This is a genomic window from Bradyrhizobium zhanjiangense (assembly GCF_004114935.1).
In the GTDB taxonomy this organism is placed as follows: domain Bacteria; phylum Pseudomonadota; class Alphaproteobacteria; order Rhizobiales; family Xanthobacteraceae; genus Bradyrhizobium; species Bradyrhizobium zhanjiangense.
Map to the genome: position 1 here is coordinate 398,738 of NZ_CP022221.1, position 25,968 is coordinate 424,705.

21 protein-coding genes are annotated in these 25,968 nt (G+C 63.9%); 10 read left to right on the plus strand and 11 right to left on the minus strand.

What is annotated here, in order from left to right; translation table 11 throughout:
- Positions 1-17 precede the first annotated feature (17 nt).
- From rho to XH85_RS01975, 6 genes are all read left to right on the plus strand, one after another.
- Complete coding sequence (gene rho / locus XH85_RS01950; RefSeq protein WP_128930505.1) at positions 18-1,283, plus strand: transcription termination factor Rho; 1,266 nt, start codon at positions 18-20, stop codon at positions 1,281-1,283.
- 315 nt (positions 1,284-1,598) lie between these two features.
- Positions 1,599-2,954, plus strand: coding sequence for a tRNA uridine-5-carboxymethylaminomethyl(34) synthesis GTPase MnmE (gene mnmE / locus XH85_RS01955; RefSeq protein ID WP_128930506.1), 1,356 nt, complete (start codon positions 1,599-1,601; stop codon positions 2,952-2,954).
- A 527-nt stretch (positions 2,955-3,481) separates the two neighbouring features.
- On the plus strand, positions 3,482-5,362 hold the full coding sequence (gene mnmG / locus XH85_RS01960) for a tRNA uridine-5-carboxymethylaminomethyl(34) synthesis enzyme MnmG (RefSeq protein ID WP_128930507.1): 1,881 nt from the start codon (positions 3,482-3,484) through the stop codon (positions 5,360-5,362).
- Between the two features lie 9 nt (positions 5,363-5,371).
- The gene (gene rsmG, locus XH85_RS01965) at positions 5,372-6,145 is read left to right on the plus strand and encodes a 16S rRNA (guanine(527)-N(7))-methyltransferase RsmG (RefSeq protein ID WP_128930508.1); all 774 of its coding nucleotides are present in this window, start codon (positions 5,372-5,374) and stop codon (positions 6,143-6,145) included.
- A gap of 32 nt (positions 6,146-6,177) precedes the next feature.
- Positions 6,178-7,056, plus strand: a complete 879-nt coding sequence (locus XH85_RS01970; protein WP_128930509.1) for a ParA family protein — start codon at positions 6,178-6,180, stop codon at positions 7,054-7,056.
- 137 nt (positions 7,057-7,193) lie between these two features.
- Positions 7,194-8,078, plus strand: a complete 885-nt coding sequence (locus XH85_RS01975) for a ParB/RepB/Spo0J family partition protein (RefSeq protein ID WP_164934844.1) — start codon at positions 7,194-7,196, stop codon at positions 8,076-8,078.
- A gap of 346 nt (positions 8,079-8,424) precedes the next feature.
- Here XH85_RS01975 and holA read toward each other — a convergent pair whose 3' ends face one another.
- The 3 genes from holA to leuS form a co-directional block, all read right to left on the minus strand.
- Complete coding sequence (gene holA, locus XH85_RS01980) at positions 8,425-9,453, minus strand: DNA polymerase III subunit delta (RefSeq protein WP_128930511.1); 1,029 nt, start codon at positions 9,451-9,453, stop codon at positions 8,425-8,427.
- 134 nt (positions 9,454-9,587) lie between these two features.
- The gene (gene lptE, locus XH85_RS01985) at positions 9,588-10,139 is read right to left on the minus strand and encodes an LPS assembly lipoprotein LptE (RefSeq protein WP_128930512.1); all 552 of its coding nucleotides are present in this window, start codon (positions 10,137-10,139) and stop codon (positions 9,588-9,590) included.
- Positions 10,126-12,750 carry a leucine--tRNA ligase gene (leuS, locus tag XH85_RS01990; RefSeq protein WP_128930513.1) on the minus strand — a complete coding sequence of 875 codons (2,625 nt, stop codon included), beginning with the start codon at positions 12,748-12,750 and terminating at the stop codon, positions 10,126-10,128. Before leuS ends, lptE begins: the two co-directional genes overlap by 14 nt.
- Before the next feature lie 194 nt (positions 12,751-12,944).
- On the opposite strand from leuS, the gene XH85_RS01995 reads away from it, so the two are divergent.
- Positions 12,945-13,991 (plus strand): GGDEF domain-containing protein, encoded by a 1,047-nt coding sequence (locus XH85_RS01995; protein ID WP_206734804.1) that lies wholly within the window; start codon positions 12,945-12,947, stop codon positions 13,989-13,991.
- A 99-nt stretch (positions 13,992-14,090) separates the two neighbouring features.
- On the opposite strand, the gene XH85_RS02000 is transcribed toward XH85_RS01995, so the two are convergent.
- The gene (locus XH85_RS02000) at positions 14,091-15,797 is read right to left on the minus strand and encodes a diguanylate cyclase domain-containing protein (RefSeq protein WP_164940043.1); all 1,707 of its coding nucleotides are present in this window, start codon (positions 15,795-15,797) and stop codon (positions 14,091-14,093) included.
- Between the two features lie 108 nt (positions 15,798-15,905).
- Between XH85_RS02000 and XH85_RS02005 the strand changes: the two genes are divergently transcribed.
- On the plus strand, positions 15,906-16,595 hold the full coding sequence (locus XH85_RS02005) for a YggS family pyridoxal phosphate-dependent enzyme (protein ID WP_128930515.1): 690 nt from the start codon (positions 15,906-15,908) through the stop codon (positions 16,593-16,595).
- Positions 16,596-16,739: 144 nt separating this feature from the next.
- Here the strand turns inward: XH85_RS02005 and XH85_RS02015 are convergent, their stop codons facing one another.
- Complete coding sequence (locus XH85_RS02015; protein WP_128930517.1) at positions 16,740-17,525, minus strand: 2-keto-4-pentenoate hydratase; 786 nt, start codon at positions 17,523-17,525, stop codon at positions 16,740-16,742.
- 6 nt (positions 17,526-17,531) lie between these two features.
- The gene (locus XH85_RS02020; protein ID WP_164940044.1) at positions 17,532-18,101 is read right to left on the minus strand and encodes a L,D-transpeptidase family protein; all 570 of its coding nucleotides are present in this window, start codon (positions 18,099-18,101) and stop codon (positions 17,532-17,534) included.
- A gap of 200 nt (positions 18,102-18,301) precedes the next feature.
- Here XH85_RS02020 and XH85_RS02025 point away from each other — a divergent pair, with 200 nt between their 5' ends.
- On the plus strand, positions 18,302-18,988 hold the full coding sequence (locus tag XH85_RS02025; protein ID WP_007598630.1) for a response regulator transcription factor: 687 nt from the start codon (positions 18,302-18,304) through the stop codon (positions 18,986-18,988).
- Between the two features lie 58 nt (positions 18,989-19,046).
- A complete protein-coding gene (locus XH85_RS02030; protein WP_091882654.1) occupies positions 19,047-19,490 on the plus strand; it encodes a cyclic nucleotide-binding domain-containing protein in 444 nt (147 codons plus the stop codon).
- A 123-nt stretch (positions 19,491-19,613) separates the two neighbouring features.
- On the opposite strand, the gene xth is transcribed toward XH85_RS02030, so the two are convergent.
- The 5 genes from xth to XH85_RS02055 form a co-directional block, all read right to left on the minus strand.
- Entirely contained in the window at positions 19,614-20,429 is an 816-nt protein-coding gene (gene xth / locus XH85_RS02035) for an exodeoxyribonuclease III (protein WP_128930519.1), read from the minus strand.
- Between the two features lie 204 nt (positions 20,430-20,633).
- Complete coding sequence (locus XH85_RS02040) at positions 20,634-21,389, minus strand: outer membrane lipoprotein carrier protein LolA (RefSeq protein WP_128937064.1); 756 nt, start codon at positions 21,387-21,389, stop codon at positions 20,634-20,636.
- 152 nt (positions 21,390-21,541) lie between these two features.
- Positions 21,542-24,016, minus strand: a complete 2,475-nt coding sequence (locus tag XH85_RS02045) for a DNA translocase FtsK (protein WP_128930520.1) — start codon at positions 24,014-24,016, stop codon at positions 21,542-21,544.
- A gap of 9 nt (positions 24,017-24,025) precedes the next feature.
- Positions 24,026-25,240, minus strand: a complete 1,215-nt coding sequence (locus XH85_RS02050) for an aminotransferase class I/II-fold pyridoxal phosphate-dependent enzyme (protein ID WP_164940676.1) — start codon at positions 25,238-25,240, stop codon at positions 24,026-24,028.
- 320 nt (positions 25,241-25,560) lie between these two features.
- Entirely contained in the window at positions 25,561-25,965 is a 405-nt protein-coding gene (locus XH85_RS02055; RefSeq protein ID WP_128930522.1) for a GFA family protein, read from the minus strand.
- Between the last annotated feature and the right edge of the window lie 3 nt (positions 25,966-25,968).

Sequence of the window (25,968 nt, forward strand, 5' to 3'; positions counted from 1 at the left end):
CCCACAGGACCACCCCAATGCGGGAAATTAAACTCCAGGACCTCAAGTCGAAAACCCCGGCCGAGCTGGTCTCGTTCGCGGAAGAGAACGGGGTCGAGAATGCCAGCACCATGCGCAAGCAGGAGCTGCTGTTCGCCATCCTCAAGCAGCTCTCGCTGGCCGAGACCGACATCGTCGGCGAGGGCGTCGTCGAGGTGCTCTCCGACGGCTTCGGTTTCCTGCGCTCGCCTGATGCGAATTATCTGCCCGGCCCGGACGACATCTACGTGTCGCCCTCGCAGATCCGCCGGTTCGGTCTGCGCACCGGCGACACCATCGAGGGCCATATTCGCAGCCCGAAAGAGGGCGAGCGCTATTTCGCGCTGCTGAAGGTCAACACGCTCAATTTCGAGGACCCGGAAAAGGCCAAGCACAAGGTCAATTTCGACAACCTCACGCCGCTGTTTCCGAATCAGCGCTTCCGCATGGAGATCGATGATCCTACGCGCAAGGATCTCTCCGCACGCGTGATCGACATCGTCGCGCCCATCGGCAAGGGCCAGCGCGCGCTGATCGTCGCGCCGCCGCGCACCGGTAAAACCGTGCTGATGCAGAATATCGCGCACTCGATCACCGCGAATCACCCGGACTGCTATCTGATCGTGCTCTTGATCGACGAGCGTCCGGAAGAAGTCACGGACATGCAGCGTTCGGTGAAGGGCGAGGTGGTGTCCTCCACCTTCGACGAGCCGGCGGTGCGCCACGTTCAGGTCGCCGAGATGGTGATCGAGAAGGCCAAGCGCCTGGTCGAGCATGGCCGCGACGTCGTGATCCTGCTCGATTCGATCACCCGCCTGGGGCGCGCCTACAACACCGTGGTGCCGTCATCCGGCAAGGTGCTGACCGGCGGTGTCGATGCCAACGCGCTGCAGCGTCCGAAGCGCTTCTTCGGTGCCGCCCGTAACATCGAGGAGGGCGGCTCGCTGACCATTATCGCGACCGCGCTGGTCGATACCGGCAGCCGCATGGACGAAGTCATCTTCGAAGAGTTCAAGGGCACCGGTAACTCGGAGTTGATCCTGGACCGCAAGGTCTCGGACAAGCGCACCTTCCCGGCAATCGACATCTCGCGCTCCGGCACCCGCAAGGAGGAGCTCATCACCGATCCGCAGGTGCTCAAGAAAATGTACGTGCTCCGCCGTATCCTCAACCCGATGGGCACCATGGATGCGATCGACTTCCTGCTCGACAAGCTGCGCTCGACCAAGAGCAATTCGGAGTTCTTCGACTCGATGAACACCTGAGTGCAGTGCAGCGATAAGTTGGAGGGCGCCTTCGGGCGCCCTTTTTCATTGTGCAGCCTTCCTGCGGCGAATTGCAGCAGATTAGCGGCCTCTCGCTCGACCCCGATTTTTGGTTAAGCCTTTGATAGAATACAATAAGATTGAATTTTTTTGAGCCTGCTGGGCTTGAGCGGCTGGATCCTGCAGCAAAATTTCCGCAGCTTTATTGCATTGCAATATCAGCCTTAGTTGCGGGACTTGGCGCAGCAAAACTAGGCCACCTGGCGTTCGAAAATGGTGGATTTGCCTTTTCTCCCGCAGCCGGACAAATAGGCCATGCATCCGCAAGACCAGACCATCTTTGCGCTGTCGTCCGGCCGTCCGCCGAGCGCGATTGCGATGGTGCGCGTCTCCGGGCCGCAGGCCGGCGTGGTGTTGACGACGCTGACGGGTACGCTGCCTGCGCCGCGGCAGGCCAGCCGCCGATTGCTCCGTGACGGTATGGGCCAACCGATCGACGACGCAGTCGTGCTCTGGTTTCCGGGACCGGCAAGCGCGACCGGCGAGGACGTCGCCGAATTCCACGTCCATGGCGGACGTGCGGTGCTCTCGGCGCTTCTCGCATCTATTTCTGATATACCGAATACGCGGGCGGCCGAGCCTGGTGAGTTCACGCGGCGCGCGTTCGAGAACGGCAAGCTCGACCTCACCGAGGCCGAGGGCCTCGACGATCTCATCCACGCCGACACCGACCGCCAGCGGCGTCAGGCGCTGCGCCAATTGCAAGGCCTGCTCGGCGATCGCGCGCGCGATTGGCGTGAGCGCATCATCGAGGCTTCTGCCCTAATCGAAGCCGGCATCGATTTCTCGGACGAGGGCGATGTGCCTGCCGAGCTCCTGGCGCCGGCCATCAAGGCGATCCGAGCGCTGCATGGTGAAATTGCAGAAGTCCTTGCGGCACAGGGACAAGCCGAACGTCTGCGCGATGGCCTGGTGGTTGCGATCGCAGGCGAGCCGAATGTCGGCAAGTCGACGCTGATGAATCAGCTCGCCCGCCGCGAGGTCGCGATCGTCTCGCCGCATGCCGGCACCACACGCGATGTGATCGAGGTACAGCTCGATCTCGATGGCTACCCCGTGACGGTGATCGACACCGCCGGTATTCGCGAAACCGATGATCCGGTGGAGCAGGAGGGCGTGCGCCGGGCGCAGGCCAGGGCCGAAGACGCAGATCTCGTGCTGTGGTTGGTGGAGGGATCGCAGGCCATCGATCCCGACGCGACGCGGTCGCTGTGGAAGGCCGGCGAAGGCGATCGGACCGGTGGCTCGATCTGGATCGTGCGCAACAAGATCGATCTCGGTGGGGTGGGGGAAGCCGGGCCGCGCGGCGAGTTCGGGATCTCGGCGAGCCGGGGCGATGGCATCCCTCAGCTGGTCGACGCGCTGGTGACATTTGCCTCTGAATTCTTCGGAACCAGCGAGGGCGCATTGGTGACCCGGGCGCGCCAACGCGACCTGTTGCGCCAAGCGGCAGACAGCTTGCGCCGGAGCTTGGAGCTTGTAGAAGAGGGCGAAGAACTTGCCGCGGAGGAACTACGTGCCGCCGCCTATGCCCTGGGTCGGCTGCTGGGCCGGGTGGATGTCGAAGACGTCCTTGGGGCCATCTTCCAGAAATTCTGTATTGGAAAGTAGCGCTAGTTCTTCATTGTAGGATTAGCGCTTGTTCCATTTCTTGCCTGAAGGGGTCAGGTGAATAGGCTTACGAGTTCCGGTTTGTTTCACGTGAAACAAATCTGACCCGTTTCGATCTTGGTCTCTTCGATCTAGGCCCGAAAACAGCGGTGCCGGAATCGAAACCTGGTGCTCAATCTCGTCATTGCGAGGAGCCCTTGCGACGAAGCAATCCAGTCTGCCTCCCGAGAGAAGATGCTGGATTGCTTCGCTGCGCTCGCAATGACGGCGGGGGTGTCGATCTCGCTCAATGCTGAAATACCTAGGCATCGAAACATGGCGGGCTTCGCTGTCTACCTCCCATCGATCGGCGCCTTTAATATTGTTTCACGTGAAACAACCTCCCTTTCATCCCCTCTTTCAACGCCCTTTGTACTGTGCATGGGGTTGTTTTTACGAAATCGCTTTTCGCATCGTTTCACGTGAAACGTCCGCCTCACCCAGTTTTCCGCTTCCGGCTTTTCCGCCTCTGAGCTAGAAGTCCGCTCATGCGAACAGAGCGAGAGAGTTTCGACGTCATCGTCATCGGTGGTGGTCACGCCGGCTGTGAAGCCGCGGCTGCTGCTGCGCGGATGGGTGCAGCGACCGCTCTGGTGACGCACCGTTTCTCCACTGTCGGCGCCATGTCCTGCAACCCCGCCATTGGCGGTCTCGGCAAAGGCCATCTGGTCCGCGAAGTCGATGCTCTCGATGGTCTGATGGGTCGCGTCGGCGACGCCGGCGGCATTCAATTTCGCGTCCTCAATCGCCGCAAGGGTCCCGCTGTTCGTGGTCCTCGCGCTCAGGCCGACCGGAAGCTCTATGCGGCCGCGATGCAGGCCGCGATCAGGGAAACCGAGGGTCTTTCCGTCATCGAGGGTGAGGCTGACGAGCTGATCGTGGTGGAAGGCCGGGTCACCGGTCTGCGCCTGGCTGATGGCCGGCAGCTTCGAGCAGAGGCGATTGTCGTCACCACCGGCACTTTCCTGCGCGGCCTGATCCATCTCGGTGAGAAGAATTGGCCCGCCGGTCGTGTGGGCGAGGCGCCGGCGATGGGCCTGTCCAGCTCCTTTGAGCGTGCCGGCTTTACCCTCGGACGGCTGAAGACGGGGACTCCACCCCGTCTGGACGGCACCACGATCGATTGGTCGGCGGTCGAAATGCAGCCCGGAGACGAACCACCGGAGCCGTTCTCGGTGATGACGGAGCGGATTACGACCCCGCAGATCCAGTGTGGGATCACCCGGACCACCTCGGCGACCCATGAGGTGATCCGGGCCAATGTCCATCGCTCCCCGATGTATTCCGGTCAGATCAAGAGCTCCGGTCCGCGCTATTGTCCGTCGATCGAGGACAAGATCGTCCGCTTCGGCGACCGCGATGGCCATCAGATCTTCCTGGAGCCGGAAGGGCTCGACGATACGACCGTCTATCCCAACGGCATCTCGACCTCGCTTCCCGAAGAGGTCCAGCTCGCGATCCTCGCCAGCATTCCAGGCCTGGAACGGGTGAAGATGGTCCGTCCGGGCTATGCCATCGAATACGACCACATCGATCCCCGGGAGCTCGATCCGACCCTCCAGACCAAGCGTTTGCGCGGTCTGTTCCTGGCAGGGCAGATCAACGGCACCACCGGATACGAGGAGGCCGCCGGGCAGGGCATCGTGGCCGGCCTCAACGCAGCGCTCTCCGCCAGCGGGGCCGCACTGACCGTGTTCGACCGGGCGGATGGCTATCTCGGTGTGATGATCGATGACCTCGTCACCCGCGGGATCAGCGAGCCCTATCGGATGTTCACCTCCCGGGCCGAATACCGGCTGACGCTGCGGGCCGACAACGCGGATCAGCGTCTGACCGAGAAGGGCATCGCCTTGGGGTGTGTCGGCAGTGCCCGCACGCAGCACCATCGCGCCAAGATGGATGCCCTGAACGCAGCCCGGACGCTCTCGAAGTCGCTCACGATCACCCCGAACGAGGCGATCAAGCACGGCCTGTCCCTGAACCGCGATGGCCAGCGCCGGTCCGCCTTCGAGCTGATGGCGTATCCCGACATTGGCTGGAGCCAGGTCCGCGCCATCTGGCCGGAGCTGTCGGCAATCGACCCCGTCATCGCCACCCATCTTGAGATCGACGCCAAATACGACGTCTACCTGGAGCGCCAGAGCGCCGATGTCGAAGCCTTCCGACGCGACGAGGGGATGGTGCTGGCTGAGGTCGACTACCAGCGGGTGCCTGGTCTCTCCAATGAGGTGCGGGCCAAGCTGGAAAAGGCCCGGCCGTTCACGGTCGGCCAGGCCGGCCGGATCGATGGGATGACGCCGGCGGCGCTCGGCATTCTCGCTGCCTATCTGCGGCGCGAGGCCCGGAAGATCTCAAAGGCGATCGCGTAGGCGTTTCACGTGAAACATCGCGGGCCGGGAGGCGGCAGATCGTCATCAAGAAAATCCGCGGCGGGTGAGGGCGCCGGCGGTCGACCCGAGCCGAGGCCGACCAGACCGAAGATCGACAAGGCCAGCGCCACCGATCAATCACTGGACGCGGTCATCGCTGCCGACAAGATCGCAGCGCTCAAGCTCGCGCCCGTTTCACATGAAACGGAAGACCGGCTCGATCGCTTCATCGCCTTGCTCCGGGAGTGGCAGGCCAAGACCAACCTCGTCGCGCCCTCGACGCTGCCGCACCTTTGGACCCGGCACATCGCCGACTCGCTTCAGCTCGTGGATCTCGCACCGGCGGCAAAACGCTGGGCCGATCTCGGCAGCGGCGGTGGCTTCCCGGGCGTCGTGCTCGCCTGCGCCATGGCCGGGACGCCGGATGCCCGCGTCCATCTCGTCGAGCGAATCGCCAAGAAGGCCGCATTCCTGCGCGAGGCGATTCGCGTCACCACATCTCCAGGGCTCGTACATCTCGCTGAGATCGGGGATAATGTGGATAGAATCACCGGCCCCGTCGATTGCGTCACCGCGCGCGCGTTGGCTCCGCTACATCAACTTATCGGCTTTGCGGAGCCGCTGATGCGCCAGGGCGCAAAAGCGTTGTTTCTCAAGGGTCAAGATGTAGAGGCTGAATTGACCGAAGCCGCTAAATATTGGAATATTCAGACTCAGCTCCATCCAAGCCGCACCGGTGACGGGTGGATCGTGGAACTGACGTCCGTCGAACGGCGCGGGTGAGGCGTTCAGGGGCCTGAGTGGGGGAATTTGCGATGAGCGTGATTGACGAGCCGCAGCAAGAACAGACCGCCCAAGAGACCAATGAGGTGACCAATGAGGTGCCCCCTGGCCACCCCCGCATCCTGGCGCTGGCGAATCAGAAGGGCGGCGTGGGAAAAACAACCACAGCGATCAATCTCGGCACGGCGCTCGCCGCGATCGGCGAACGCGTCCTGATCGTCGATCTCGACCCCCAGGGCAACGCCTCGACCGGCCTCGGCATCGATCGCCGCAGCCGTTCCTGCTCCACGTATGACGTGCTGGTCGGCGAAGCCGCCCTGCGCGAGGCGGTGGTCTCGACCGCCGTGCCGCGGCTGCACATCGCGCCCTCGACCATGGATCTCTCCGGCCTCGAGCTCGAACTCGGCACCACGCCCGGCCGCGCCTTCAAGCTGCGCGACGCCATCGGCGCGCTCAACAACAATGTCTCGCCGGACGCCGACTACACCTATGTGCTGATCGACTGCCCGCCCTCGCTCAACCTGCTCACGGTGAACGCGATGGCGGCGTCCGATGCGATCCTAGTGCCGTTGCAATGCGAGTTCTTCGCGCTCGAAGGTCTGTCGCAATTGCTGCAGACGGTCGAGCAGGTGCGCTCGACGCTCAACCCCAACCTGTCGATCCACGGCATCGTGCTGACCATGTTCGACTCGCGCAACAACCTCTCGAACCAGGTCGTTGCCGACGTCCGCCAGTTCATGGGCGAGAAAGTCTACAAGACCATGATCCCGCGCAACGTGCGCATCTCGGAAGCGCCGTCCTACGGCAAGCCGGTGCTGGTCTACGATCTCAAATGCGTCGGCAGCGAAGCGTATTTGCGGCTCGCCACCGAAGTGATCCAGCGCGAGCGCGAGCTGCGCATGACGCATTGACGCTGCCGTAGGGTGGGCAAAGGCGTCTTCGCCGTGCCCACCACCTTCCGTACACACCGCGTGGGCATGCTTCGCTTTGCCCACCCTACGAGAATTCAGTTCTGGAGTGCTGCACCGTGAATCCAAGGGAGCTGGCGATGGCCGACGAAGCGCGTTCGCGACTGGGCCGAGGTCTTGCGAGTCTGATCGGTGATGTCGGCGGCGAGGCTCAGCATGTCGATCGTCCGCGCGCGCAGCGCAAGGTGCCGATCGAATTCATCAAGGCCAATCCGCGCAATCCGCGCCGTACCTTTTCGGAGGCCGAGCTCAAGGAGCTCTCCGACTCCATCAAGCAGCACGGCGTGATCCAGCCGATCGTGGTGCGACCGGTGAAGGGCACACAGGACCGCTACGAGATCATCGCCGGCGAACGGCGCTGGCGCGCTTCGCAAATGGCCGGCCTGCACGAAGTGCCGATCGTGCCGGTCGACATCAGCGATAGCGATGCGCTGGAGTTCGCGATCGTCGAGAACGTGCAGCGCGAAGACCTCAACCCGATGGAAGAGGCGCAGGGCTATCACGCGCTCGCAAACGAGTTCAAACGCAGCCAGGATGACATCGCAAGAGTCGTCGGCAAGAGCCGCAGCCACGTCGCCAACATGATGCGGCTGACGAAGCTCCCGGCCGAGGTGCAGGCCTTCATCGCGACCGGCGAGCTGACGGCCGGCCATGCCCGCGCGCTGATCGGCGTGCCCGATCCGCTCGCAGCCGCCAAGCGCATCGTTGAGGAGGGCCTCAATGTTCGTCAGGCCGAGGCGTTGGCGCATGAAGAGGGCGTGCCGGAGCGCAAGCCGCAGAAGGCGCGCGCTGGCGCGAAGGAAAAGGACCCCGATACGATCGATCTCGAAAAGCGCGTCAGCGACGCGCTCGGGCTCAAGGTCACCGTCAATCACCGTGATCCCGGCGGCTCCGTGCAGATCAACTATCGCAACCTCGATCAGCTCGACGAGGTGATGAAGCGGCTGGCGAAGGGCGGGATTTGATCGCGGCCGCGACCTGCTCCGGCATTGTGAGCCGGGCAATTGGCTGTACCCTCGGTGTCGTCCTGGCGAAAGCCAGGACCCATACCGCGTGATCTATCGATCGTGGAAGGTCGCAGTACCGGATCACATCTTCGCCAAACGTCTCGCTGCAGCATTGAGTCCTGGCTTTCGCCAGGACGACAGTTGCGTGTGTGGCGCCCGTCTACATCAATCACGTCATTGCGAGCGAAGCGAAGCAATCCCAGAATTTTTCCGCGGAAGGATTCTGGATTGCTTCGTCGCAAGTGCTCCTCGTAATGACGGTGCTGAGAGAGCTGCGCTCGCAATGACGTGGTGAGCGCCGCGCTTACCCCCGCCGCTTCGCATTCGCGGCGATCGCCATCAGCGTGCGCTGGGCGATGGCGGCGGCGAGGGTGGACTGCTTGCGGGTCTCGAGCGCGGCTGTCGCGAGCTGCTCGATGATGGCGGCAAGCCGGACCGGGCTGAAATTGCGCAGCGCCGTTTCGACTGCGGGCTTTCGCGAGAAGTGCAGCCGTGGAAAGCCGCCGTCGAGCACGGCGGAGGCCGGCGTGCCGTCGGCAATCGCGAGCGCCGATTTGTGCAGCCACGCGGCCTGACGCTGCGCGGCGGAGATGATCACGCCGGGATAGGTGCCGGCGATCATGGCCTTGGCGAATTCGGTCTCGACGATGTCGGGTCGGCCGGCGAAGGCGCCGTCGACGATGGGATCGAGCTTCAGCTCGGAGGCATCGGCGACCACGGACATCACGTCGTCCAGCGTGATCTCGCCTTTGCCATGGGCATAGAGCGTGAGCTTGCGCAGCTCGTTGCGCGAGGCCTGGCGGTCGCCGCCGAGGAACGACATCAGCGCCGCGCGGGCATCCTGCGCGATGCGCAAATTGGCAGTGCGGAGCTCGTCCTCCATCAGCTTGGCGAGGTCGCGCTCGGTGTCGGGGTAGCAGCCGATCGCGACCGCCGTCTTGGCGCGCTCACAGGCTTTGCGCAGCGGCGATTCCGGGCGCAGCTCGCCGGCCTCGATCACGATGCGGCAATCTTTCACGCTCATCTCGGCTAGGGTGTCGATGCCGCTGGCAAAGCTGCGCGAGCCGGCGCGGACGCGGATGGCGCGGCGGCCGCCGAACAGCGGCACAGTCATGGCCTCGTCGACGAGGCGGGACGGCTCGGCGGAGAGCTCGTCGCCATCGAGCTTGACCAGTGAGAATGGATCGTTGGGATCGTCGACGGCCGATGCGATCAGTGCATCGGCGCGCTCGCGCACGAGGCCCGCGTCAGGACCGTAGAGCAGGATGATCGGACGGCCCGCATCGGGGCGGGCGAGGAAGGCATCGATCTCTTTTCCGCGCAGCGCGACCATGCCGCCTCAAAACTCGTCATTCCGGGGGGCCCGAAGGGCGAACTACGGCGCGCAATTGCGCGCCTGAGAATCTCGATCCACAATCTCTGGATTCCGGATTCTCGCTTCGCGAGCCCCGGAATGACTGGAATGAATCAGGTGCCCGCGGTGAAGAACGAGGCGAGCCGGGTCGTGATGTTCTCGGCGATCTCGTTGGCGGCACGATCCTCGGCGTCGCGATAGGCCCGGTTACGGGCAAAGCGCTGGTACGAGCCGGGCATGTCGTAAGACACACGCGAGAAGGTGGTGCCGGTCATCACCGATTTGCCGCTGACGACCTCGATCAGATTGTACTGGGCGTCGATGCCGTAATTCTCGCTGGTCGGCAGTCCGGTCGCGGCGCTGACGATCAGCGAGGAGCGGGTAGATGTGAAGCGGATCTCCAGGCGGTGCGTCGGTGGCATGCCTGTCGCCGTGCCGTAGAGCTTGAAGGCCAGGGCATTGCGGACCTCGACGCCAACGCGCGCCTCGCGCGACGCGTTCGGCTTGGCGATCGGCGGCAGCTCGACCCCCATCAGCTTCTCGCGCAGGCCGGGAGTGCCGTCGTTACGCTCGGCATACATCGGCTGGAAGCAGCCGGCCGTCAGCGCCGCCAGGGCGGCGACCGCCAGCAAGCGGGCTGCGATGCGGATCCTAGCCGACAACATTCACGATCCTCTTGGGGACGATGATCACCTTGCGAACGGGCTTGCCGTCCAGGGCCAGCTTTACCGCATCGAGGGCCAAAACGGCAGCCTCGATTTCCGGATTCTGGGCCACTGTTGCAACCGTGACCTCACCCCGCTTCTTGCCATTGACCTGGACCACCAGGGTCACGCTGTCTTCAACCAGCAAATCGCGTTCGATTTGGGGCCAATTGGCCTCCGAAACCAGCCCGCTCTGGCCCAAAGCCTGCCAGCACTCTTCGGCCAGATGCGGCATCATCGGGGAGAACAGCTGGACCAGGATCTGGCCGGCCTCCCGGATCGCCCAGGCCAGGTCCGCGGCAGGCTGGCCGGGGCGCTGGAGCATCTCGGACAGGGCATTGGCGAATTCGCGGATATGGGCGAGGCAGACGTTGAAGTGCAGCCGCTCGATGCCGGTCGTGACCTTGTCCAGGGCGCCATGGGCGGCCTTGCGCAAGGCGGTCGCATCCGTCCCGAACGAAGCTGGCCGGGCCGCCGGCGCGTCCTTGCCGAGTTCCTTCGCATCGTTCACCAGCCGCCATAGCCGCTGCACGAAGCGCGATGCGCCCTGGACGCGCTCGTCGCTCCAGATCACGTCGCGGTCGGGCGGGGAGTCCGACAGCATGAACCAGCGCGCGACGTCGGCGCCGTAGGTCTCGATGATGTCGTCGGGATCGACCGTGTTCTTCTTCGACTTCGACATCTTCTCGATCGGGCCGATCTGGATGTCTTCGCCGGTCGCGAGCAGCGTGGCGCGGCGACCATTGCCGCCGACCTCGACCTTGACCTCGGCCGGCTGCACATAGGTGCCGTCGGCCTTCTGGTAGGTCTCGTGCACCACCATGCCCTGGGTGAACTGACCGGCGAACGGCTCGTCCAGCGCAATGTGCCCGGTCGCCTTCATCGCGCGGGTGAAGAAGCGCGCGTAGAGCAAATGCAGGATCGCATGCTCGACACCGCCAATATACCAATCGACCGGCATCAGCCGATCGACCACCGACCGCGTGGTCGGCGCCTTCTCGTTCCAGGGATCGGTGAAGCGCGCAAAGTACCAGGACGAATCCACGAAGGTGTCCATGGTGTCGGTCTCACGCTGCGCCTTGCCGCCGCATTTCGGGCAGGTGACGTGCTTCCAGGTCGGATGATGATCGAGCGCGTTGCCGGGCTTGTCGAAGGTCGCATCCTCCGGCAGCGTCACCGGCAAATCGGCATCCGGCACCGGCACCACGTCGCATTTCGGGCAATGAATGACGGGAATCGGGCAGCCCCAATAGCGCTGGCGCGAAATGCCCCAGTCGCGCAGGCGGAAATTGACCTGCCGCTCGCCGACCGCCGCATTGCCGCTCAGCTCGCCTTCCAGCCGCTTCGCCACCTCTTCCTTGGCTTGATCAATCGTCATGCCGTCAAGGAAGCGCGAATTGATGATGCGGCCGTCACCGTCATAGGCGGTGTCGGTGATGACGAATGTCTTCGGGTCCTGGCCCTCGGGGCACACCACCGGCGTGTTGCCGAGATTGTACTTGTTGACGAAGTCGAGGTCGCGCTGGTCGTGCGCCGGGCAGCCGAAGATCGCGCCGGTGCCATATTCCATCAGCACGAAATTGGCGACATAGACCGGCAGCTTCCAGGAGGGATCGAACGGATGCACCGCGCGGATGCCGGTGTCAAAGCCCTGCTTCTCCGCGGTGTCGATGACCTCCTGCGCGGTGCCGATCTTCTTGATCTCGGTGATGAACTCCGCAAGCTCAGGGTTCTTCGCGGCGGCCGCCTGCGCCAATGGATGATCCGCCGAGATCGCCATGAACTTCGCGCCGAACAGCGTGTCCGGGCGCGTCGTGAAGATCTTCAGCTCGTTCTCGCCGGCCGGCGTCGTCGCCGCATCCAGCGCGAAGCGGATCAACAGGCCTTCGGAGCGGCCGATCCAGTTGCGCTGCATCAGCCGCACCTTGTCGGGCCAGCGGTCGAGCCCATCCAGCGCGGACAGCAGCTCCTGCGAGTATTTCGTGATCTTGAAGACCCACTGATTCATCTCGCGCTGCTCGACGACAGCGCCGGAACGCCAGCCGCGGCCGTCGATCACCTGCTCGTTGGCGAGCACGGTCATGTCGACGGGGTCCCAGTTCACTTTGCGCTTCTCGCGCTCGGCGAGGCCTGCGCGCAGGAAGTCCAGGAACATCTTCTGCTGGTGCTTGTAATAGGAGGGATCGCAGGTCGCGATCTCTCTGGACCAGTCCAGCGACAGCCCGATCGAGCGGAGCTGCTTCTTCATCGCGGCGATGTTGTCGTAGGTCCAGGCTTTCGGCGCGACCTTGCGTTCGATCGCCGCGTTCTCGGCCGGCAGGCCGAAGGCGTCCCAGCCCATCGGATGCAGCACGTTGAACCCCTTGGCGCGCTTGAAGCGGGCCAGCACGTCGCCGAGCGTGTAATTGCGGACATGGCCGATATGGATGCGCCCGGACGGGTAGGGGAACATCTCGAGGACGTAGTATTTCGGCCGCGAATCGTCGTTTCGGGAGACGAAGATCGCCTGTTCGTCCCAGAGGCGTTGCCAGCGCGGTTCGGCGTCGCGGGCGTTGTAGCGTTCGGAGGTCATGGAATCGTTGGCTTTTCGTGGTTCGGCCGGCTTAAAGACGGCGGACTAGGCCATAGAAGTCCGCAAGGGGTCAATGGGTTGCCGCAATCTGGGGAACCTTCCGAACTGCTCCGCAAAAATACCGAGGCCGTCGTTGGGGTGTGATTAAGGGGTCGATGCGAAGTTGCGGCCGCCAAGGACCCCCGATACTTGCGATGGATTCCAGCTTCGACGATCCCGATTACGACTATGCCGCGTCCATTGCCGGACGGGCGCTGCGGAGCATGGCCGAGCAGCGGATTGCGCCGACCCCGGCCAATTTTGCCGTCTGGTTCCAATATCTCGCCGGCAGCCAAGACGATCTGCGCGACGCGATCGATCTCCTGATCGACCACAACCGTCCTTTCGACAGCAGAACCAATCAGGATCTGTTCGAGACCTACATCGCGCCGCAGGTCAGTGCCATCGTCGTCCGCACCTCCGAGCGGCTGCATGCCCTCATGGGTGCGGCAAAGGAGTTTCTGACGACGGCCATCGCCGACAACCATTCGCAGATGCAGGCGATCAGCGAGGTCGCGGACCAAGGCAAGGCCGGCGTCGATCCGAAGGCACTGGTCGCCCAGCTCATGAACGAGCTGGCCCGCGCCGCCACCCGCGCGACACGGCTCGAGGCAGGCTTTGCGGAAAAGACCCGCGAGCTCGACGTGATCCGTGATTCGCTGTCGAGGTCCGAGCAGCGCGCCCGGACCGATACGCTGACGGGGCTGGCGAATCGGCGGGCGCTCGACGAATTCCTGCGCAAGGCGCAGGCGACCGCGGAATGGGGCGAGCCGCTCAGCGTGCTCTTGCTCGACATCGACCACTTCAAGACCTTCAACGACAATTTCGGCCATGGCATCGGCGACCAGGTATTGCGCCTGATCGCCAAGGTGTTGCGCGAGAAGGTCCGCGAGCAGGATCTGCCGGCCCGCTATGGCGGCGAGGAGCTGATCGCGGTGCTGCCGGATGCCGACCTTGCCGCCTCTGCCGAGACCGCCGAGCGCATCAGGCGCGCGATCGCCGAATGCAGGATCACGCGTCGTTCGACAGGTGAGATCCTGCCCAATATCAGTGTGTCGATCGGTGTCGCGCAATACCGGACCGGCGAAGCGATCACCGATTTCATCGAGCGCTGTGACCGCGCGCTCTATCTCGCCAAGGGCGGTGGCCGCAATCGCGTGGTGACCGAGATCGAGCTCGAGCGCGCCGGAGCGGCGGGCTAGAGCATTATCGGTTCCGATTGAATCAGAACCGAAGCTCTAGATTCTTGTTTTGACGCGTTTTCTTCACGCGAACCGGTGTCCACTTCGCTCGAAAACGCTCTAGCCGTTAGCCGCCATCATCATCATGTCAGTCGTGCCGGTCTCGATCGCCTGCACGCCGTGCTCGACGACGTTGTTGCGGCCGCGATGCTTGGCGGCATAGAGCGCGGCGTCGGCGGCTTCGATGAGATCACCGGGGCGCAGTGTCTCGTTTGGCTTCGTCGCAGCAACGCCGATCGAGACGGTGACGATCATATGCGCGGAGGTGATGTGCGGCAGGCAGAGTTTCAGCACGGCCGCGCGCACCAATTCGCCGATTTCGACGGCGCGGGGCACGTCGGTGTTCGGCAGCAGCAGGCAGAATTCCTCGCCGCCATAGCGTGCCGCAAAGCCCATCGTGTCGGCGGCAATGCCGGACAGTGATTCGCCGAGCCGGGTCAGGCAGGAATCGCCTTCGAGATGGCCATAGGTGTCGTTGAAGAGCTTGAAGTGGTCGACGTCGATCATCAGAAGCGCGAGCTCGCTGCCATATTGCTGCGCGCGCATCCATTCGAAATCGAGCCGGCTCTGGAAGCCGCGGCGGTTGGCGAGGCCGGACAGCATGTCGATCGAGGCCATCACCGTCAGGCGGTCGTTGCTGGCGATCAGCTCGCGCTCGCGCTGGCTCAATTGCGCGGCCATTGCGTTGAACGCGCGGGCCAGCGGCACGAACTCGGCGGGCAGGCGACTGCGCGCCGCCCGCGCCGACAGATCGCCTTCGCCGAGACGCTTGGCCATGTCGGCCAGCATCTCGATCGGCTTGATCACCAGTTTCTCGGCGGCGATCAGCGCGCCGAGCAGGACGAACACGACGACGAAGGCGAACTGGAGATAGGCGGTGCGGATGTCGCGGCTCACGGCCGCAGATACCTTGTCCTCGTCGATGCTGGCGATCAGGCGAGCATTGGTGCCGGCGATGCGGATATAGCTGACCGCGCGGCGGGAGCCGTCTGCAGCAAGAAACGACAGCGAGCCTTCGTCCTGGTCCGACCGCAGTGCCCTGTCGGCGATCGCCGACATCAGCGGCATGTTGTCGAGGGGACGGCCGACCGCGCTGTGCTGGTCGGCGGGCGCGGCGAGCACGGTGCCGGCGCTGTCGACCAACACCGCAGAAATGCCGGCGCGGCCGCCGAGATTGCTCATGACCTTCGACATCCAGTCGAGATTGACGGTGGCGAGCACGACGGCATCCGGGACGCCGCTGAACGCGGACACCGGATAAACCGCCATGACGGTCGGCGTCGGCGCGGGCCGGGACATGATGAAGTCGCTCAACACGAAGCGGCCGGTTTGCTGTGCCTGCAGGAAGTAAGGCCGGTCACTGAGGTCGAGGCCGACATACATGTTGTTGGTGGCACATTGGATGCGTCCGTCCTGGCCGGCGATCAGAAGTGTGCGGATCCAGGGCAGGCTGGACGGCAGGCTCGCGCGCAGCACGTCGCAGCTCTTGCTGATGCCGCCGGCGGACGCCCGAATGAAGGCCTCCGATTTCAGGATGGTCTCGACCGACGAGATCACCTCGCGCTGCGCATCGGCGCTGTGCCTTGCGACGGTGGTGAATTCGGCCGCGGCCTGCGCGATCTGTCGCGCGCGCGTGTCTTCGAGCGAACGGATGCGCTCGAGCATCAAGGGGGCCACCAGAATCACCGCGAGCAACGCCAGCCGCGCTCGGATACCGAGAACCTGCTTGAGTTTCGCTCGTTTGCGGTTGAGACTGACGCTTGCCATCTTCGCTACCCACCCCATGGGCCAAGGTAAAGCGAAGGGTTCAAAAACTCTTTCTTGAACTAGGTAAAATTGGACTTACCTCGGTTACGACCACAGCCAATCGACGTCATGACAGAAGCCAATGCCGCGCCGGTAACCGGCCATTCACCAAACGCACTCGCCGCAGTCGAAGCCGAAATTGCACGCGCCTGCAAGGATGCGCAGCGTGATCGCGCCTCCGTGACGCTGATCGCGGTGTCCAAGACTTTCGCCGCGGATGCGATTACCCCGGTCATCGTCGCCGGACAGCGCGTATTCGGCGAGAATCGGGTGCAGGAGGCCAAAGCCAAGTGGCCTGCGTTAACGTCTGTTTACTCCGACATCGCGCTGCATCTGATCGGCCCGCTGCAATCCAACAAGGCGAAAGAGGCGGTCGCGCTGTTCGATGCCATCCATTCGGTCGACCGTCCGAGCATTTGCCAAGCGTTAGCCAAAGAAATCGAATCCCAGAACAAGCACCCGCAGCTCTTCGTCCAGATCAACACCGGCGAGGAGCCGCAGAAGGCCGGCGTCGCGCCCGGCGAGGCCGATGCCTTCCTCGCGAGCTGCCGCGACACCTATGGGCTGACGATTTCCGGCCTGATGTGCATTCCGCCGGTCGACGAACCGCCGGCGGCGCACTTTGCTCTCACTGCCAAGATCGCGGAGCGCAATGGATTGAAGAACCTGTCGATGGGCATGAGCGCGGATTTTGCGACCGCGATCATGCTCGGCGCCACCCATGTGCGCGTGGGGAGCGCGATCTTCGGACACAGGTGAGAGCCGTTAGCGAGGAACGCACCCAGCAACCGTCATCGATTTCGTCATTGCGAGCGAAGCGAAGCAATCCAGAATCTTTCCGCGGAGGGATTCTGGATTGCTTCGTCGCAAGGGCGCCTCGCAATGACAGCGGAGCGTGTGCGCCTACACAAACCCCACCGACACCTTCCCCAACACGCCGAAATCCGCCGCAAAATGATCGCCGGCCTTAATCGGCAGCGGCGGATGGCATGTGCCTGTGGTCACCACCTCCCCTGCCCGCAAGGTGATGCCGAGGCCGCGGAGCTCGTTGGCGAGCCAGGCGAGGGCTGCGCGGGGATCGCCGAGCACGTTCTTGCCGTGACCGATATAGCGCTGGCCACGTAGCGTGATTTGTGGCCGCTCCTCGACGAGATCCAGTGCGCGCCAATCCGCAGTCGTCGGCGCGCCCAGCACGAACAGATGCGCACAGGCATTGTCGGCGATGAGCTGCGCCTCGCCGGCGCTGGCGAAATCGGTAAAGCGCGAATCGGGAATTTCGATTGCGGGATGGAAGGCGTCTACGGCGGCGAGGACCTCGTCGACAGTGTACGGCACCGCGCGCGGCGATAGATCGCGCCCCATGCGGAAGGCGAATTCCGGTTCGCCGACGCGCATCTCGTTGCCCAGCATCGACGCGGTGCCGCCATCGGCGATTACGGTGTCGCTCATGATGCGGCCGGCCAGCGGTCCCGTGACGTTGATGTGCTTCTGTCCGGACTCGCTCGTTGCCGCGATCTTCCAGCCGAATAATTTTCCGCTCGATTGCGTTTCGAGCGCGGCCTGGATGGCATAGCCATCAGCGCGGCTCTGCGGCCGCAACCGGGCATCCAGCGCGTCAAGCTTGGTGCCGTCGCGCCCATGCTTCACCAGGACTTGCGATGCGACGGCGATCTGATCCTTGTCGAGCATGCGTCTTCACCCGATGATGATTCTTGTTCTTGGTCCCAGCCGTCGCAGCAATTGCAGCATCGCAGATTTCGTCATGGAGACGCAGCCTGCAGTCGGGCCGAAATTGTCGCGGGCGAGGTGCAGGAACACCGCGCTGCCGCGGCCGGCGATCCGCGGCCTGGTGTTGTGGTCGATCTCGATGATGAAATCGTAGAGGTGGTCGGCGCGCTTGAGCCGGTCGCCGCCCTGCCCCTCGCCGAGCCGGATACCCTGGTTGTAATGACGGTCTTTGGGATCCTCGCACCAGGCGTCTTCGCCGGTGATGATCCGGGCCGGCAAGAACGTCTGGGGGCGGCTGTGCCGGTCGCCCCGCCACCACAATCGCCTGGGACGGAAGCTGCCGCGCGGGGTACCGCCGTCGCCCTCGCGCTTGTTGGCGAGAATGCCGCCTCGCCCCAACGCCACCGGTATCGTCAGTGCTCCGGCCGTCAGCCAGCCCCGGCGCGGATTACCGGCAGCTGGCTTAACGCGGATCGCGGACAGCGGCCTGGCCCTTCGATTCTGGGTGTAACTAGCTGACGCAGCTTTGTTTTTCATGTGAACATGCGATGTCGAATTCATTACAGGACATTCATCAAAACGCCCTGCTATTCTGGGTTAGAGTGGTTCTGGCTTGTGAATCGGTAACAGCCCACTACTTCAACACGAACAACAATAACAACGGCGACCCTAACTTTCCCTCGCGGCTGGGTGCGGCATGGATGCGCGCCGAGCCGGATCCAAAAGGATGACCCCCCATGGCCAATGCCCGCAAGATCCTGATCGTGGATGACGATACCGATCTGCGCGATACGTTGGTGGAGCAATTATCGCTGCACGAAGAATTCGAAGCGTCCGCCGTCGATACCGGCGCCAAGGGCGCGAGCGCCGCAAAGGCCAATGCGCCCGATCTCGTTCTGATGGATGTCGGCCTGCCTGACACCGATGGCCGCGAGGTGGTCCGCTCCCTGCGCAAGGGCGGCTTCAAGGCCCCGATCATCATGCTGACCGGCCACGACACCGATTCCGACACGATTTTGGGCCTGGAATCCGGCGCCAACGACTATGTGGCAAAGCCCTTCCGCTTCGCTGTGCTGCTCGCCCGCATCCGCGCTCAGCTCCGCCAGCACGAGGCCAGCGAGGACGCGGTGTTCTCGGTCGGCCCCTACTCCTTCCGCCCGGGTTCGAAGATGCTGACCGCGGCGAACGCGCGCAAGGTGCGCCTCACCGAGAAGGAGACCGCCATCCTCCGTTTCCTTTACCGGGCCGGCCAGATGCCGGTCTCGCGTGAGACCCTGCTCCAGGAGGTCTGGGGCTATAATTCCGGCGTCACCACCCACACACTGGAAACCCACATCTACCGCCTTCGCCAGAAGATCGAGAAGGACGCCGCCAACCCGGAAATCCTGGTCACGGAAGCCGGTGGCTACAAGCTGGTGCCGTGATACGCTTCAGGGGCCTGCGAATCGTTTGAGATCGCGTGCCTTTGAGCCTCGGACCTGAATGTCAATCGACGACGATGTAGCGCTTCTCGAGCGAGTCCCGACACTGCGCCTGTTGGGAGACGCATCGTTGCGCATGCTGGCGATCGGCTCCGAGCAGCGGAACTTCGTCCGCGGCGACGTCCTGTTCAATCTCGGCGATGAGGCCGATGCCGGCTTTGTGGTCCAGCGCGGCGCCTTCCGGGTCGAGGACGGCGCCGGCGCCGAAATGATCGCCAGTCCCGGCGCGCTGATCGGCGAGCTCGCGCTGGTGGTGCCGATGAAGCGGCCGTCGAGCGCGGTTGCGCTGGAGCACGCCTCCGTCATCCGCATCGCGCGCAGCCTGTTCCAGCGCGTGCTCGAAAGCGACCCCGCCGCCGCGGTTCGCCTCCGCGACGAATTCGCGGTCCGCTCCAGCCAGATCGCCAGCGATATCCTGATGGCGGGCGCGAAGCTGACGAGCTGAAGTCGTCCTGGCGCAGGCCAGGACCCATAACCCCAAATGTTTGTGGCTTGGTGCGACTGCCGACGTCCTCGCGCAACAACGAACACTGGTGGTAATGGGCCCTGGCTTTCGCCAGGGCGACAATCATAGATCCAGCGTCACCGTGACGGGGACATGGTCCGACGGCCGCTCCCAGCTCCGCGCGTCGCGCAGGATATTGAAATCACTGACAGTATCCTTCAGCGCGCGCGAGATCCAGATATGGTCGAGCCTGCGACCGCGATCGCCGACGGTCCAGTCGGCGGAGCGGTAGCTCCACCAGGTATAGACCTTCTCCGACATCGGAATGCGCTCGCGCGCGACATCGATCCATTCGCCGGCCGCCAGCGCCGCCTTCAGCTTATCGGTTTCGACAGGCGTGTGCGACACCACCTTCAGGAGCTGCTTGTGGGACCATACGTCGTTCTCGTGCGGGGCGACGTTGAGATCGCCAACCAGGATATGACGGTCCTCGCCGCGCGGATGCAGCGGTTCGCAGGCCTTCATCTCGTCGAGGAAGCGGAGCTTGTGATCGAACTTCTCGTTCAGCGCGGGATCGGGAATGTCGCCGCCGGCGGGCACGTAGAAATTATGCAGCACCAGTGGCTTTGCGATGTTGGCCTTCTCGCCGAACGACACCGAGATATGGCGCGAATCGATCTTGTCACAGAAGGTGCGGATGTCTTTCGATTCGAACGGGATCTTCGAGACGATGGCGACACCGTGATAGCCCTTCTGTCCGTTCAGCGCGACGTGCTCATAGCCGAGCCGCTTGAAGCGCTTCAGCGGAAAGGCGTCGTCGATGCATTTGGTCTCCTGCAAACACAGCACGTCCGGCCGCGCACTCTTGAGGAATTTCGCGACCAGATCGATGCGCAGCCGCACCGAATTGATGTTCCAGGTTGTCAGGGAGAGACGCATGAGGGATGCGTCTTAGCAAGCTCTCGTAGGGTGGGCAAAGGCGCAAAGCGCCGTGCCCACCGTCTTTTCGGGTGCGAGATGTGAGGATCTGGGCGTGCTTTTGTAGGGTGGGCAAAGCGAAGCGTGCCGACGTGCCGATCGCGAGGAGGAAAGATGGTGGGCACGGCGCTCCGCGCCTTTGCCCACCCTACGGCAGCGGAGCGCTCAACCCGGCGATGGGCCGTAATTGGTGAAATCGATCTTGAACATGCCCGGATCGAGCTTCTTGCTCGAATCCAGATTGTAGACCGCGATCGTGGTATCGTAGCCCTGCGGGTCGGTGACGGTCCACTGCTTCAACTGGCCGTCCTTGGCGCCGAACATCAAGAGGAGGCGGCTGGTGCCGACCAGCGCCTGCTTCTCCTCGATAGTGACACTGGTGAAGACGTCGTCGGCCGAGACGTTGACGACGTTGGTGTCCTTCATCAGGTCGATGCGATCGGACAGCAGGAAACGCAGCGGCGTCTGCGACAGCGGATAAATGTCCTGGGTCGCAAGCTTGCGATCACGCACCACCAGCGATGATCCGTCGGCGACGATGTCGATCGGGCTCGGCGCGTCATATTCGAAGCGCACCTTGCCCGGCTTCTGGATGTAGAAATCGCCCTGCGTCTTGCTGCCGTCGGGGCCGACCTGGACGAAATTCCCGACCAGTGTCTGGAGCGAGGAGAGATAGGCGCTGATCTTGGCGGCCTGCGCCTTCTGGTTGGCATCGAAGGTCTGGAAGATACTGCTCGGCACGTTGCGGCGCGGATCCGGGATGACCGGATTCGGCGGCGCCTGCGTCGCACCGGTGACGGCGGGCCCTCCCCCCGCCGCACCGCCATCGCGGCCCTTCGGCGCTGGCTTCGGCACGGGCACGGTCTGCGCGAGCGACGTAGCGGTCACCATCGCGGCGGTGACGAGAAGCACGCCGGCCACGCGCGCGCTTCGCGCAGCGATGGTGGCAGCGAATCGAATGTCCGGATGTCTGATCAACGCGTCGTCCTAACGTGGCTGGGCGCCTTTTAGCGTGATTTCGTGCAAAAGCAGATATCGATTTTGCGTGAAATGATGTGTTGAGGCTCCTCGCCTCACATATGGCTGTCTTCTTCCTCGACCAGAATCTCGCGCTTGCCGGCATGGTTGGCGGGCCCGACGATGCCTTCCAGTTCCATGCGCTCCATCAGCGATGCAGCGCGATTATAGCCGATTTGCAGGCGGCGCTGGATGTAGCTGGTCGAAGCCTTGCGGTCGCGTTTGACGATGGCAACGGCCTGCGCGAACAAATCGCCGCCGCCATCGGCACCCATGCCTGTGGCGTCGAACACTGCGCCGTCCTCGTCCTCGGTGGGCTCTTCGGCCGTGACCGCTTCGAGATATTCGGGCTGGCCCTGAGTCTTGAGGTGACGCACCACCTTCTCGACCTCCTCGTCGGAGGCAAAAGGTCCGTGCACGCGGCTGATGCGGCCGCCGCCGGCCATGTAGAGCATGTCGCCTTGGCCGAGCAGCTGCTCGGCGCCCATCTCGCCGAGAATGGTGCGACTGTCGATCTTGGACGTCACCTGGAAGGCGATGCGGGTCGGGAAGTTCGCCTTGATGGTGCCGGTGATGACGTCGACCGACGGACGCTGCGTGGCGAGGATCACGTGCAGGCCGGCGGCGCGCGCCATCTGCGCCAGACGCTGCACCGCGCCTTCGATGTCCTTGCCGGCGACCATCATCAGGTCGGCCATTTCGTCGACGATGATCACGATGTAAGGCAGCGGGTCGAGCGAGAGCTTCTCTTCCTCGTAGATCGCTTTGCCGGTCTCCTTGTCGAAGCCGGTATGCACCGTGCGCGTCGGCTCCTCGCCCTTGGCCTTCAATTCGAGCAGGCGCGTGTTGTAGCCGTCGATGTTGCGCACACCGAGCTTGGCCATATTCTTGTAGCGCTCTTCCATCTCGCGCACGGCCCATTTCAGCGCAACCACCGCCTTCTTCGGATCGGTCACAACAGGCGTGAGCAGATGGGGGATGCCGTCATAGACGGAGAGTTCGAGCATCTTCGGATCGACCATGATCAGCCGGCACTGGTCGGGGCGCAACCTGTAGACCAAGCTGAGGATCATGGTGTTGATGGCGACCGATTTGCCGGAGCCGGTGGTACCGGCGATCAGCATGTGCGGTGTGCGTGCGAGGTCGATGATCACGGGGTCGCCGCCGATGGTCTTGCCGAGGCAGAGCGGCAGCTTTGCCACCGTGTCGGTCGCCTCCTTCGCCACCAGCAGTTCGCGCAGGTAAACTTTTTCGCGATGCGCGTTCGGCAATTCGATGCCGATCGCGTTGCGGCCGGGCACGACGGCAACGCGTGCCGACAGCGCGCTCATCGAGCGCGCGATGTCGTCAGCAAGCCCGATCACGCGCGACGACTTGATGCCGGGCGCCGGCTCCAGCTCGTACAGCGTGACCACGGGACCCGGATTGGCCTTCACGATCTCGCCGCGCACGCCGAAATCCTGGAGCACGCCTTCGAGCGAGCGGGAATTGGTCTCCAGCTCCGCCTTGCTGAGCGGCTGGCGGTCACCGGCCTTTGGTGCGGCCAGCATGGAGACGGACGGAAGATCGAACTTGTCGGAGGATTTCTTGGCAGAGGTTTTCGGCGCGGCCTTCTTGCGCGGTGCGCGCGCGGCGGGCTCCTCCTCTTCCTCCTCCTCTTCCTCTTCTTCGTACTCGTCCTCGTGGTCCTCGTCTTCGGACTGTGGTGAGATCGAGGGCGCGGCGCGGCCGCCGCCGAGATTGGGCTCCTGACGGCTGAACTGAGCGGCCTTGGTCTTCGGCCCGCTCGAGACCAGCGAGCGGTAAGCGGCACCGAAGAGCCAGATCAGTCGCGCTTTGGTGCTCATCAAGGCGTGGAACAGCCAGCCCAGCGACACCGAGCCGCGATCGCTCTCCTCGTCTTCGTCGAGCGGTTTGTCGTCATCCTCGATCTCTGCGAGCTCGTCGTCATGCTCGCGTGCGCCGAGACCGCAGGCGATCAGGAAGGTCACGGCCATCGCGGCGAACAGGATCGTGCCCAGCACGATGCGATAGATTGTTCCTGCAGGTCCGAAGATCACGGCGGGCGCGCGCACCAGAGCATCGCCGACGACACCGCCGAGGCCGGTCGGCAGCGGCCAGGCGCCGCCATGTGGCCAGCAGCTGACAAAGCCCGCGGCGATCACCGTGCAGAGAATCCAGGAGCCGAGCCGCAGCGCTTCGCGGTCGAACGGGCGATGCGTCATCATGCGCCAGCCCCAGACCGCGACGGTCAGGACCAGCATGATCGCGCCAAGGCCGAGGATCTGCATCGAGAGGTCGGCACCGATCGCACCGGCATAGCCGAGGATGTTGCGGATCGGCCGTGAGGTGGCGTGGCTGAGGCTGGGATCCTGCACCGACCAGGTCATCAGCGCCGCCGATGCGACGCCCGCCAGCGCGATCAGGCCGAGGCCGGTGAGCTCGCGCAGACGTCGCGCCAGCCCCTCTCGGATCGAGGGCGGCAGATGGCCGACCAGTGGAATGACACGTTCGATTGCCGACATGCTCATGGGCCCCGCCTAACCCAGAGTCTCGACCAGGCGGTGCAGCGCTTGCGCCGTGGTCTCGCCATCCTGCACCAGCGCGAGGCGAATATAGCCCGCGCCGGGATTGAAGCCGTCAGGCTGGAGCCGCGCCAGATAGCTGCCGGGCACCACGCGCACGCCTGCTTCCGTGAACAGTCTCAGCGTCACCGACACGTCGTCGCCGAACTCGGATGTGTTGAGCCAGACGCAGAAGCCGGCATCGGGCCGGCGATAACCATAACGATTGCCGATGATCTGGTCGGCGAGATCGAACTTGATCCGGTAGAGCCTGCGGTTCTCCTCGACATGCGCTTCGTCGCCGTAAGCAACGGTCGCGACATGCTGGAGCGGTACCGGCACCTGCGGCGCGGCGATGTTGCGCAGCTCGAGGAAGATGCCGATGAACCTCTTGTCGCCGGCGGCGAAGCCGACGCGCAGGCCGGGCAGGTTGGAGCGCTTCGACAGCGACTGGAACGCAACCACGCGGGTGAAATCGGGGCCGGCGCATTCGAGCGCGCTGCCCGGTGCCTCGCGGGTGTAGATCTCGGAATAGCACTCGTCGCTGAGGATCACGAAGCCGTAGCGGTCGGCGAGCTGTTTCAACCGCTTGAAATAGTCGGGCTTGGCGACCGAGCCTTGCGGATTGGCGGGCGAGGCCAGATAGAACGCCACGGTGCGCGCCAGCGTCGCTTCGTCGATGGCGTCGAGATCGGGCAGGAAACCGTTTTCGACCGTGGTCGGCAGGTAGACCGGCTCGCAGGCCGCGGCGCGAGCGCCGGCGCCATAGACCGGATAGAACGGGTTCGGCATCAGGATGGCAGGCTTGCCGGGGCGCGGACCGACATAGCGCGCCGCCGCGAGCGCGGCGAGGAACAGCCCCTCGCGGCTGCCATTGAGGACGAGAATCTCGTTCTCGGGGTCGAGCGGCCGCGGCAGCTTGAAGCGCGATGACAGCCAGCCACCCGCCGCGTTGCGGAAGGGGTCGGTGCCCTTGTTCGCCGGGTAACGGCCGAATTCGGCGATGTGCTTGGCCAGCACCGGGCCGACGAAGTCAGGCACGGGATGCTGTGGCTCGCCGACTGCAAGCGTAATCAAGGGCTTACCTGGCTGATGCGGGCCCAAGAGCTCGTTCAGCCGGACGAAGGGCGAGCGTTCGCTGTCGGAGCTTCCACTGGCCTGCGGCGCACGGGATGAAGCGGTCATGACCATTCTGGGCGCCAGCACTCTTGGAACAGCCGGTCGCACCAAGGCGCCGGCGGGAAGCGGTTCAGTTCACCATAGATAGGGCGAGGTTAAGACGCGATTAACCATCGGCCGCCGCCCCCGTCCAGAGCGGGAATAATGGGGCCGGATAATAACGGGATGCATGGGCGGGTTCGTCACCTCTCCCGCTTGCGGGAGAGGTCGACGCGAAGCGTCGGGTGAGGGTTCTCCCCTCTTGGGGTTCTCGCCCGCGGAGGCACCCCACCCCAGCCCTCCCCCCGCAAGCGGGAGAGGGAGCGCAGCGTCTCCCTGGCTCGATTCGAGCTTCAATGCCCCGGCAGCTTCTCGAATGTCTTCATGCCCGCGGGGATCGCGTGGAACTCCTGCTTGTCGCAGGTGTAGATCGCCATCTGCGGATGGAACTGGCCGGGCTCGTCCAGCGTGCCGACCTTCACAACCGCGGCCGGCAGGCCTGGAACCTTAGTCACAAGATGGGTGCCGCATTCGGCGCAGAATTCGCGCGTGACGGCGCGTTCGAGGTCTTTGCGCGTGAACTGCTTGGGCTGTCCGGTGATGTAGCTGAAGCCGGCCGCCGGCATTGCGATGAAGGTGTTGGGCGCGCCGCCGGTGATGTACTGGCATTCGCGACAATGACACTGGGCCTGCATCATCGGATCACCTTCGGCCTTGTAGCGCACTGCGCCGCAATAGCATCCGCCTTCCAAACGCATGAC

What these genes read in the sequence shown, in the direction of transcription:
- rho (WP_128930505.1), top strand. Translation starts at nt 18, where the DNA reads ATGCGGGAAATTAAACTCCAGGACCTCAAGTCGAAAACCCCGGCCGAG.
- mnmE (WP_128930506.1), top strand. Translation starts at nt 1,599, where the DNA reads ATGCATCCGCAAGACCAGACCATCTTTGCGCTGTCGTCCGGCCGTCCG.
- mnmG (WP_128930507.1), top strand. Translation starts at nt 3,482, where the DNA reads ATGCGAACAGAGCGAGAGAGTTTCGACGTCATCGTCATCGGTGGTGGT.
- XH85_RS01970 (WP_128930509.1), top strand. Translation starts at nt 6,178, where the DNA reads ATGAGCGTGATTGACGAGCCGCAGCAAGAACAGACCGCCCAAGAGACC.
- XH85_RS01975 (WP_164934844.1), top strand. Translation starts at nt 7,194, where the DNA reads ATGGCCGACGAAGCGCGTTCGCGACTGGGCCGAGGTCTTGCGAGTCTG.
- holA (WP_128930511.1), bottom strand. Translation starts at nt 9,453, where the DNA reads ATGGTCGCGCTGCGCGGAAAAGAGATCGATGCCTTCCTCGCCCGCCCC.
- lptE (WP_128930512.1), bottom strand. Translation starts at nt 10,139, where the DNA reads ATGTTGTCGGCTAGGATCCGCATCGCAGCCCGCTTGCTGGCGGTCGCC.
- leuS (WP_128930513.1), bottom strand. Translation starts at nt 12,750, where the DNA reads ATGACCTCCGAACGCTACAACGCCCGCGACGCCGAACCGCGCTGGCAA.
- XH85_RS01995 (WP_206734804.1), top strand. Translation starts at nt 12,945, where the DNA reads ATGGATTCCAGCTTCGACGATCCCGATTACGACTATGCCGCGTCCATT.
- XH85_RS02000 (WP_164940043.1), bottom strand. Translation starts at nt 15,797, where the DNA reads ATGGCAAGCGTCAGTCTCAACCGCAAACGAGCGAAACTCAAGCAGGTT.
- XH85_RS02005 (WP_128930515.1), top strand. Translation starts at nt 15,906, where the DNA reads ATGACAGAAGCCAATGCCGCGCCGGTAACCGGCCATTCACCAAACGCA.
- XH85_RS02015 (WP_128930517.1), bottom strand. Translation starts at nt 17,525, where the DNA reads ATGCTCGACAAGGATCAGATCGCCGTCGCATCGCAAGTCCTGGTGAAG.
- XH85_RS02020 (WP_164940044.1), bottom strand. Translation starts at nt 18,101, where the DNA reads ATGAAAAACAAAGCTGCGTCAGCTAGTTACACCCAGAATCGAAGGGCC.
- XH85_RS02025 (WP_007598630.1), top strand. Translation starts at nt 18,302, where the DNA reads ATGGCCAATGCCCGCAAGATCCTGATCGTGGATGACGATACCGATCTG.
- XH85_RS02030 (WP_091882654.1), top strand. Translation starts at nt 19,047, where the DNA reads ATGTCAATCGACGACGATGTAGCGCTTCTCGAGCGAGTCCCGACACTG.
- xth (WP_128930519.1), bottom strand. Translation starts at nt 20,429, where the DNA reads ATGCGTCTCTCCCTGACAACCTGGAACATCAATTCGGTGCGGCTGCGC.
- XH85_RS02045 (WP_128930520.1), bottom strand. Translation starts at nt 24,016, where the DNA reads ATGAGCATGTCGGCAATCGAACGTGTCATTCCACTGGTCGGCCATCTG.
- XH85_RS02050 (WP_164940676.1), bottom strand. Translation starts at nt 25,240, where the DNA reads ATGGTCATGACCGCTTCATCCCGTGCGCCGCAGGCCAGTGGAAGCTCC.
- XH85_RS02055 (WP_128930522.1), bottom strand. Translation starts at nt 25,965, where the DNA reads ATGCGTTTGGAAGGCGGATGCTATTGCGGCGCAGTGCGCTACAAGGCC.